Origin of the sequence: Actinokineospora spheciospongiae (assembly GCF_000564855.1) — a bacterium.
GTDB classification, from domain to species: Bacteria; Actinomycetota; Actinomycetes; order Mycobacteriales; family Pseudonocardiaceae; genus Actinokineospora; species Actinokineospora spheciospongiae.
This window is the reverse complement of record NZ_AYXG01000235.1, coordinates 1-9754: the sequence shown is the minus strand read 5'-3', so window position 1 is coordinate 9754 and position 9754 is coordinate 1. Positions and strand designations below refer to the sequence as shown.

The following is a 9754-nucleotide window of genomic DNA, read 5'->3' as shown; positions in this document are numbered from 1 at the left end:
AGGCTTGCACATGATCGCTTCCCCCACCCAAGCACATCCACCCACCCGGGCATTTCGTCGCCGGGCCGGCGGTTGCGAGGGTGGTCGGCGGCTGCGCCGCTGACGGCTCGGTGTGGCTGGCCGCCAGGGTTGCGGTTTGTTGGGCGGTCGGCAGCTACGCACGGTGGGGTTCGGGTGGTCGGCCGCCGGGCCGGTGGTTGGCGGGGTGGTCGCCGGCTGCGCACGGTGGGGTTCGGGTGGCCGGCCCCGGGCCGTCGCTTGGGGGGTTGTCGGCGGCTGCGCGCGGTGGGGTTGCAGGTGGCTGGCTACCGGGCCGGCGGTTTGCGGGGTGGTCGGCAGTTGTGCAAGCCGGGTTCCAGGTGGCCGGGGCCGGGTGGGTGGCTGGTTGCCGCTGCACGAGGAGGGTTTCGAGTGGCTGGTGGCTGCGCCGTGGGGCCCGGGTGGCTGGTGGCCGTGCTGGCGGGTTCGGGGTGGGTGGCCGCTGCGCCCAGGGGGTCCGGGTGGCGGCCGGACCGCGTGGTCGGGCGGGCCTGCCGCCTGGTCGGGCGGGCCGGGCGGCTGAGCCGGTGGCGTTCCGGGTGGCTGTTGGTCAGGCCTGCGGTTCGGCTGGCCGGTGGTTGGCGGCAGTGCGGTGATCGGCGGCCGGGTGGTGGTCTCGGCCTGCCGTTCCTGGTTCGCCTGCGGGGTCATGCCCTCGGTTGGGGGTTCCGGGTGGCAGGCGGCTGGGCCTGCGGTTCGCCCGGCCGGGCGGTGGTCGGCGGCCGGGTGGTGGGCCCGGCCTGCCGCTCCTAGCCTGCCTGCGGGGCCATGCCCTCGGTGACGAACGCCAGCAGGCGCACGCTGTGGTCGACCTGCTCCGGGGAGTTCTCCCTGGTCCAAGCCGCGGCGGTGATGACCGCGTACAGCTCCTCGGCGGTCACGTCCGTCCGGATGCGGCCCGCTTCCTTCGCCTTGGCCAGCAGGGGGGCGACGGCCTTGTGCACGATCACGCCGGTGTGGTGCAGGGGGGCGCCCGCGGTGTGCGCGCTGCCCGCCAGGAAGCTCGCCAGCCCGCGGTAGGTGCTGCAGTGCTCCACGGCCAGGCGCACCCACGCGGTGAGCGCGCCCAGCGCGTCGCCGTCTTCCTCGGTGAGGGTGGTGGCGGCCTGGTCGAGTTGGTCGAGTTGTTCGCGCACGGATGCCTCCACCAGGGTTTCCCTGGTGGGGAAGTGGCCGTAGAGGGTGCCGATCGCCACTCCGGCCGCCTTGGCTATGTCCTCCAGGGACGCGCCGGTGCCCCGGTTGGCGAACGCCACCCGGGCCGCCTCGAGGATGGCGTCGTAGTTGCGTCGCCCGTCCGCCCGTTTCGGGCGGCGGGCCCACGGGGCCTCTGTCTCTGCTGCCGGACTCACCGCACCTCCTGGGACTCGAGGGGGGAGGTTACCTCCATTCGAGGGACAACGATGGCGCGGAGGTGGAGGTATGCTGTACGGTCCGGCCACTTCGATGATCCACTGCTGTCGTCCGCGTGGTTTTCACCCCGGTTCACCCCCGCCGATCCGAACGGGGATGACACATTCCGCGCGGTAGCCTCAAGCGCCCTTGAGCGCTCGCCGCCGATGTGCCACGGTGGGGCGCCAAGAGCATCTGACCTGGGTAAACAAGGGAGAAGCGGTGGCGGACGACGCGGTCGGCGCAGGCGGTCCCGGAGCGCGGGGGACCGAGCCGGTCGAACGCGTCCCGGTGGCGGGGCAAATGTCCCAAAACGACCGGGACGAACCCGGGGGTAACCCTGGACACACTTCCGACCCGCCGCGCGAAACCGTCCCGGCAGGACCGCGTGAGACTGCCCCGGCGGGGCCGCGTGAGACCGTCCCGGCGGGACCCCGGGAGACCGTCCCGAGGGGACAGCGCACCCGCTTCACCGGCAAGCGCGACTGGGTCGTCGCGGGCGTGCTCGTGGTGGCGCTGGCGGCCTCGGCGGTCGTGCTCTGGCAGACCGGTGACCTCGCCGCCACCACCCGCGTCCCCGCCGCCGAGCCGGGCGCGGTGCAGGAGCCGCCGTTGCAGTTCCCGCCGTCGCTGGCCGAGACCTGGCGCGCGGACAGCCCGATGACCCCGGTGCCCGTGGTCGCGGGCGCGGTCGTGGCCACCGGGATGGGCGGCGAGGTCCTCGGGCGCGACCCGCTGACCGGTGAGGTCAAGTGGCGCTACGCCCGCGACCGGGCGCTGTGCACCGTCGCCCCGTTCGACACCGCCCCGCCGCAGCGCACCGACAGCGGCACCGTGCTCGCCCTCTACGCCTCCGACGGCGGGGCGCTGCCCGACGGCGACCCGTACGCCAAGGGCGGGTGCAGCGAGGTCACCGGCCTCGACGGCACCAGCGGCAAGGTCGAGCGCACCCGCAACTCCGACGCCGAGTTCGGCACCCGGCTGCTCTCCGACGGCAGCACCGTCACCACCACCGGCAGGCGGCTGCTCACCAGTTGGCGCTCCGACCTGGTGATGACCTCGCAGTACGGCACCCGCCCCACCCCGGTGCAGTTCCGGTCCAACCTGCGCCACGGCTGCACGTTCGGCTCGGTCGCGGTCACCCCGGGCAAGATCGGCGTCATCGAGCGCTGCCCGGAGGACAACGGCGCCGACCGGCTCACCGTCTACCGCAGCCAGTCCCCGAGCGGCAAGGACAACGACGACGTCGAGGTCGTCTCGAGCACCGTCGTGGGCGCCCGCGCCCGCATCGTCGCGCTGACCGACACCCACACCGCCGTCGCCCTGTCCGACCCGGCGCGGCTGCGCGTCTACACCTCAGCGGGCATCGCCCTGGCCGACTACCCGCTCGACGAACCCGGGCTGGGTGAACCCGCCAACACCGACCCCCCGGGCGCGACCGTGCTGACGACCACCGGCCCGGAGGGCGTCTACTGGTTCACCGGCTCCCGCACGGTGGCCCTGTCCCCGGCCGACCTGCGTCCGATGTGGACGATCCAGACCACGCTCGGCCCCGGGGTGGTGCAGGCGGGCAGGCTGGTCGTCCCGATCCAGAACGGCCTGGCCGTGCAGGACGAGGTCACCGGCGCCAACGTCGGTGTGATCCCGGTCGACCGCGGCGGCTACACCGGTCCGATTACCATGTCGGTCACCGGTGAGATCGTCTTGGAGCAGCGCGGCCCCACCCTGGTCGCCCTGCGGTAGGGCCCAGCGGGGTCAGGGCAGCTCGGTGAAGCCCGCCGCGCCGTCGTTGAGGAAGTGCCGGACGGTGACCGCCCCGCCCGACTGCTTGGTGATTAGGCCCACGTCGGGCACGCCGTTGTAGTCGAAGTCGCCCACGAACACCTCGTAGGTCGCCGTGGTGGAGGTGGCGAACACGACCGGCGGTCCGCCGCCGCCGCGGTACAGCTCGGCGGCGCGGCCGACGCCGAGGCCGCAACGGCGGTACAGCAGCATGTCCTGGCCGCCGTCGCCGTCGAAGTCGGCGAAGGCGTGCTGGGGCAGCGAGGCGTCGCTGCACACCTCGAACGGGCCGGGCACCAGGGTGCCCGCCGCGGTGTTGGTGTAGGTGCGCAACCGGCTGGACTGGTCGGTGGAGCTCCACAGGTCCTTGCGCCCGTCGCCGTCGAAGTCGACTGCGCGCAGCGTGCTCGGCATGCTCAACCCGTTGAACGACGCCACCGGGGCGAAGTCCCGCAGCACCAGCAGCGCGTCGGTCGCCCCGTACCAGTAGAAGCCGGTGGTCACGATCTCCGGCGTGCCGTTCCCGCCGAGGTCCACCACCTCGCCCATGTCCGGGCAGTACGGCAGCGGCCCGGAGGTGCGCGGCGACACGTAGCTGTGCTGGACCGCCGCGGCGAAACCACCGCCCACCAGGCCGTCCTGCACGCTCACCGTGCAGGTCGAGGTCAGCCCGACCGCGCCGAGCGTGACCCGGTCCACGCGGCCGTCCCCGTTGAGGTCGCCCAGGAACGGCGTGTTCGGCCCGGCCGCCGCCGCGGGCCACACCGACACCGCCAGCAACCCGGCCACCACTGATCCCACGAACACCGAACGCAGCACAGCGCCTCCCCCTCGTCGGCAACACCCGGTGCATCGCCGACCACCGCCCGGTTGTGAGCGCTGTCGGCGATCAACCACCCGCAGCGGGGATCTCCGGTGGAAAAACGCAAAGAAAGGGGCGCACACCCAGCGGATGTGCGCCCCTTCCCCCTGCGGGACCTCAGTGCATGATCACCGGCTTCGGCGCCTCGGCGCCCTCCGGGGTCTCGACCTTCCTGCGGGGCAGCAGGAAGGCCGGGACCAGGGTCAGCAGCAGCAGCACGAACGCGACGGTGAACGCGATCGCGAAGCCCGAGGCGGTGTCGGCCTGGGCCTGCGCGGCCAGGGCCGGTGCCTCCTGCGGCTCGAAGGACTTGGTGGCCAGCCTGCCGATGGCCTCCGAACCGTTGATCTGGTTCGTCAGCACCACCGACATCACCGCCGTGCCGACCGACGCCGCCACCTGCTGCACGATGTTCATCAGCGTCGAGCCGCGGGCGATGGTGTGGTCGTTGAGGGTCTGCAGCGCGGCGGTCATCAGCGGCATCATCGCCGCGCCCATGCCGATGCCCATCAGGGCGAGGACGCCCAGCAGGACCACGTAGGAGGTGTTCGCGTCGATCTGGGTGAGCACGCCCATGCCCACGGCGATCACCCCCATGCCGAACAGCACGATCTTGCCGACGCCGGTCTTGTCGGCGAGCTTGCCCGCGATCGGCATGCTCAGCATCGCGCCGAGGCCCTGCGGGGCCAACAGCAGGCCCGCGCTGAGCGTGGTCTCCTGCCGGACCTGCAGGAAGTAGCTGGGCACCAGCAGCATCGCGCCGAAGAACGCCACCGCGAACAGGAACAGCGTGATCGTGGCGACGGTCAACTGCTTGTTCTTGAACAGCCGCAGGTCGATCAGCGGGTGCCGCGGCCGCAGCGCGTGGAAGACGAACCCGACGACCAGCGCGACGCCGATCAGCGCCGGGACGAGCACCCGGGAGCTGGCCACGGTGCCCTTCTCCGGGATGGACGACACGCCGAACAGCAGCAGCGCCAGACCCGGCGACAGCAGCAGCATGCCGACGTAGTCGAAGGTCTCCGACGGCGACGGGTTGTCCTTGGGCAGCACCAGCACGGCCGCGACCAGCGCCACCGCGCCGATCGGGACGTTGATCAGGAAGATCCAGTGCCAGGACAGCGACTCCAGCATCCAGCCGCCGAGGATCGGGCCGCCGATCGGGCCCATCAGCATCGGGATGCCCAGCACGGCCATCACCCGGCCGATCCGGTCCGGTCCGGCCGCGCGGGTCATGATCGTCATGCCCAGCGGCATCAGCATGCCGCCGCCGAGGCCCTGCAGCACCCGGAAGGTGATCAGGCTGCCGATGTCCCAGGCCAGGCTGCACAGCACCGAGCCGAGCACGAACAGCACCAGCGCCAGGATGTAGAGGCGCTTGGTGCCGAACCGGTCGGCGGCCCACCCGGTGAGCGGGATCACCGTCGCCAGCGCCAGGGTGTAGCCGGTCATCGTCCAGGCGACGGTGGCGTAGCTGGCGCCGAACACCTCCTGGAAGGTGGGCAGCGCCACGCTGACCACGGTGACGTCGAGGATGGACATGATCACGCCCAGCACGACGACACTGGCGATCTTCAGCACCGCCGCGTCGAGCTTGTCGCCGGCCGCGGGCGCGGCGGCAGGGGTCTGCATGGGTGGAACCTCCAGAACGGGTGCGCCGCGGGCGCACGGACGGACGACTCCCCAGTAGCGGTCGCCGTCGACTGCCGAAGAACCGGGAATCGGGGTGCGGCGCGGCCAGGATAGCCGGCGCCACCGACAGGTGAGCAGGTGTTTGCCGACACGACCGGCCCACGGCGTCACCCGATCGGATCAAGTATGACGTACGCGCTGCGTCACGGGGTCCCTCGGTTGTCGAGAGGAGATGCTCCCAAAGGCGGATTGTCGGGTAGTCCCGTACACGGTGAGCTAGAGGAAAGCAGGCAACGAGGCCGGGGAGCGCGATGAGGCACGCACGCGTCGTACGGGCAGTGGTCGTCGGGGTGCTCGGGGCGGCGCTGCTGACCCCGGCCGCCGCCGCGACCGGGCGGCCGGTGGTCGGTCCGCCGCGGACCGACGGGCACGGCTGCGCCAGGGTCGAGGACCGGCTGCCGACCCTCGCCGACTGGCCGAGGGTCGACAGCCGGGTGCCGACCAACCCGGTCGACGAGCACCGGGTCCGGCGGATGGTCGCGGGCATGACGCTGGCCGAGAAGGTCGGCCAGATGACCCAGCCGGAGATCACCGCCATCACCGCCGACGACGTCCGCACCTACGGCTTCGGCTCGGTCCTCAACGGCGGCGGCGCCTGGCCGGGCCAGGACAAGCACGCCGCCCCCGCCGCCTGGCTGGCCCAGGCCGACGCCTACTGGCAGGCCTCGAAGTCCACCCGCACCGGCATCCCCGTGCTCTGGGGCATCGACGCGGTGCACGGCAACAACAACGTCTTCGGCGCCACCGTCTTCCCGCACAACATCGGCCTCGGTGCCGCGCACGACCCCTGCCTGGTCCGCGACGTCGCCGCGGCCACCACCCGGCAGATCCGCGCCACCGGCCAGGACTGGGCGTTCGCGCCCACGCTGGCCGTGGTCCGCGACGACCGCTGGGGCCGCACCTACGAGGGCTACTCCGAAGACCCCCGGATCACCCGCGCCTACGGCTACGAGGCGGTCAAGGGCCTCCAGGGCGACCGCCGCCTGCGCCTCGACGGCGTCCTGGCCACCGCCAAGCACTTCATCGGCGACGGCGGCACCGAGGGCGGCGTGGACCAGGGCGTCAACCCGTCCTCCACCGCCGAGATGATCAACGTGCACGGCCAGGGCTACTACGGCGCCCTCGCCGCGGGCGCGCAGACCGTCATGGTGTCGTTCAATAGCTGGACCAACCCCGCCCTGGGCATCGACGAGGGCAAGCTGCACGGCAGCGACCTGGCCCTCAACGGCATCCTCAAGGGCAAGCTGGGCTTCGACGGGCTCGTGGTGTCGGACTGGAACGGCATCGGCCAGGTCCCCGGCTGCACCAACGCCAGTTGCCCCCGGGCGATCAACGCGGGCATCGACGTGGTGATGGTCCCCCAGGACTGGAAGGCGTTCATCACCAACACCATCGCCCAGGTGCAGAGCGGCGAGATTCCGCTGGCCCGCATCGACGACGCCGTCACCCGCATCCTGCGCGTCAAGCTCCGCTCCGGCGTGTTCGACGCCCCCAAGCCCTCCGCCCGCCGCGACGCGGGCCGGGCGCTGGAAGCCAGGGCGCTGGCGCGCAAGGCGGTCCGCGAATCGCTGGTGCTGCTCAAGAACGACAACCGGGTGCTGCCGCTGCGGTCGCGGGCGAAGGTCCTGGTCGTCGGCAAGAGCGCCGACAGCATGCAGAACCAGACCGGTGGCTGGACGCTGACCTGGCAGGGCACCGGCAACACCAACGCCGACTTCCCCAACGGCACCACCGTCCTCGGCGGCCTGCGCGAGAAGCTCGGCGCGGCCAACGTGACCTTCAGCGAAACCGGCGACGTCGACCCCACCGGCTACGACGCGGTGGTGGCCGTCCTCGGCGAGACCCCGTACGCGGAGGGCAACGGCGACCTGGGCAAGCGCGGCCTGGACGCGTCCCGGCTGCACCCGGAGGACCTGCGGGTGCTGGACCGGGTCGCGGGCAAGGGCGTGCCGGTGGTCAGCGTCTACCTGTCGGGCAGGCCCCTGTACACCAACAGGGAGCTGAACCGCTCGGACGCGTTCGTGGCGGCCTGGCTGCCCGGCACCGAGGGCGGAGGAGTCGCCGACCGCCTGGTCGACGGCGGGTTCGACGGCAAGCTCTCGTTCTCCTGGCCGCGCACCCCCTGCCAGACCCCGCTCAACGTCGGTTCACCGGACTACGACCCGCTGTTCCCGTACGGCTACGGCCTCACCGACCGCCAGCGCACGCCCGTGGGCCAACTCCCCGAGACCGCCCCGGAGTGCGACGACGGCGGTGGCGGCGGCCCCGCCACCGAGGACCTGGAAATCTTCAACCGGCAGGACATCGCCCCCTACAAGGCCTTCATCGGCTCCCCGGAGAACTGGGGCGGCACGGAGGTCGGGGCGGACGGCACCGCCGCGCACGCGACGATCGGCGTGGTGCCCGCGGACGTGAACGTGCAGCAGGACGCGCTGCGCACCACGTGGTCGGGCACCGGCCAGCTCTACCTGCAGGACCCGGCCGGGACCTCCGACCTGCGGCCGTACCTCAGCGCCGACAGCGCACTGGAGTTCGACGTGGTCGTGCACCAGCCGCCCGCCGGTCGGGTCGTGGTCAGCGCGCACTGCGTGTACCCGTGCTTCGCCGAGGTCGACGCCACGCGGCTGCTGCAGGCGCCGGTGGGGGAGAAGAAGACGGTCAAGATCCCGATCTCCTGCTTCGACGCGGGCGGGCTGGACCTGGGCAACGTCAACACGCCGTTCCTGGTCTACACCGAGGCCGCGTTCGACGCCTCGTTCGCGAACGTGCGCTGGGCCCCGGGCGGCGCCCGCGACCCCGACGCGGCACCCTGCGGCTGACCGACGCCGGTTCAGAGAAGCCCCCGAATCAATCCAACCAGGGGGGACCGACAGGAATCGGGGGCGCGGCGGGGTTGTCCACAGGGGCTTCCGACCGGCGGGGGTGCGGGGTGCACTGGTATACCCATCGGTAGGTATGTCGTCGGTGGAGAGGACGGTCGGGATGGCGCCGCGCATCGCCCAGGGCTCGTTCAAGGACAACCGGGTCCTCGGGTGGGTCTTCCCCCGACTCGCGGGGGTGGTGGAGGGCACGGGCCCGATGGCGGTGTTCGGGATCATCGGACGGCACCGCAAGCTCTTCCGGGCCTGGCTGCACTTCTCCGGCCGCCTTCTCGCGGGCGGGCGCCTGCGCCGACGGGACACCGAACTCATCATCCTGCGCGTCGCCCACCTGCGGGGGTGCGAGTACGAGTGGCAGCACCACGTGCGCATGGGCGCCCGGGTCGGCTTCGACGCCGAGCGCATCGAGGCCGTGCGCCAGGGCCCGGGAGCCGAGGGCTGGAACGACCGCCAACGAACCCTCCTGACCGCCGTCGACCACCTCCACCACGACCAGGACCTCGACGACTCGACCTGGGCCGCCCTGCGGGAGCACCTGGACGAGGAGACGGCACTGGAATTCCTCTTCCTGGTCGGCCACTACGAAATGCTCGCCACCGTCCTGACCACCCTCCGCGTCGAACCCGACCCACCCGCCACCGGCACGGCGAAGCGGGTGCACGACCGGATCGCCGGGTTGGCCGAACAACGGGCAAAGCGGGTGTAGACCCGGACCACCGGGTCGGCCGGACAGGTCGCCGGGGCGCCCGGGCAGCGACCGGCGAAACGGCTGCGGGTCCGGGTCCGGTCATGCCGGACGGCCACCCAGGGCCCGTCCGCAAAGCCGATCCGCCACCCCGAAACCGCCGGCCCGGCGAGCGATTGCCCGGGTGGGTGGAGGTCCTGAACGCAGGCCGGCCACCCCGAAAGCCGCCGGCCTGGCGAGCGATTGCCCGGGTGGGTGGAGGTCCTGAACGCAGGCCGGCCACCCGAAAACCGCCGGCCCGGCGAGCAAGTGCCTAGGTGGTGGAGGCACTTGGTCAGCCGACCACCCAACAAACCGCCGGTCCGGCCAAGCGACTGCCCGGGTGGGTGGATGTGTTTGGCCGGGGGTGGCGATCATGTGACA

At 72.2% G+C, this 9754-nt stretch carries 6 protein-coding genes; 3 read left to right on the top strand and 3 right to left on the bottom strand.

Annotated features, from left to right (window positions below):
- Positions 1 to 788 precede the first annotated feature (788 nt).
- A complete protein-coding gene (locus UO65_RS30060) occupies positions 789 to 1391 on the bottom strand; it encodes a TetR/AcrR family transcriptional regulator (RefSeq protein WP_035289400.1) in 603 nt (200 codons plus the stop codon).
- Between the two features lie 343 nt (positions 1392 to 1734).
- Here UO65_RS30060 and UO65_RS30055 point away from each other — a divergent pair, with 343 nt between their 5' ends.
- Entirely contained in the window at positions 1735 to 3174 is a 1440-nt protein-coding gene (locus UO65_RS30055) for an Rv3212 family protein (protein ID WP_459166301.1), read from the top strand.
- Between the two features lie 12 nt (positions 3175 to 3186).
- Here the strand turns inward: UO65_RS30055 and UO65_RS30050 are convergent, their stop codons facing one another.
- Together UO65_RS30050 and UO65_RS30045 are read right to left on the bottom strand one after the other, a co-directional pair.
- Positions 3187 to 4032 (bottom strand): FG-GAP repeat domain-containing protein, encoded by an 846-nt coding sequence (locus UO65_RS30050; protein WP_035289394.1) that lies wholly within the window; start codon positions 4030 to 4032, stop codon positions 3187 to 3189.
- Between the two features lie 160 nt (positions 4033 to 4192).
- Entirely contained in the window at positions 4193 to 5707 is a 1515-nt protein-coding gene (locus tag UO65_RS30045) for a DHA2 family efflux MFS transporter permease subunit (RefSeq protein WP_035289388.1), read from the bottom strand.
- Positions 5708 to 6018: 311 nt separating this feature from the next.
- On the opposite strand from UO65_RS30045, the gene UO65_RS30040 reads away from it, so the two are divergent.
- Positions 6019 to 8586 carry a glycoside hydrolase family 3 protein gene (locus tag UO65_RS30040; RefSeq protein WP_152552351.1) on the top strand — a complete coding sequence of 856 codons (2568 nt, stop codon included), beginning with the start codon at positions 6019 to 6021 and terminating at the stop codon, positions 8584 to 8586.
- 145 nt (positions 8587 to 8731) lie between these two features.
- On the top strand, positions 8732 to 9352 hold the full coding sequence (locus tag UO65_RS30035) for a carboxymuconolactone decarboxylase family protein (protein ID WP_233427897.1): 621 nt from the start codon (positions 8732 to 8734) through the stop codon (positions 9350 to 9352).
- The last annotated feature ends 402 nt before the right edge of the window (positions 9353 to 9754 follow it).

What these genes read in the sequence shown, in the direction of transcription:
- UO65_RS30040 (WP_152552351.1), top strand. Translation starts at nt 6,019, where the DNA reads ATGAGGCACGCACGCGTCGTACGGGCAGTGGTCGTCGGGGTGCTCGGG.
- UO65_RS30055 (WP_459166301.1), top strand. Translation starts at nt 1,735, where the DNA reads ATGTCCCAAAACGACCGGGACGAACCCGGGGGTAACCCTGGACACACT.
- UO65_RS30045 (WP_035289388.1), bottom strand. Translation starts at nt 5,707, where the DNA reads ATGCAGACCCCTGCCGCCGCGCCCGCGGCCGGCGACAAGCTCGACGCG.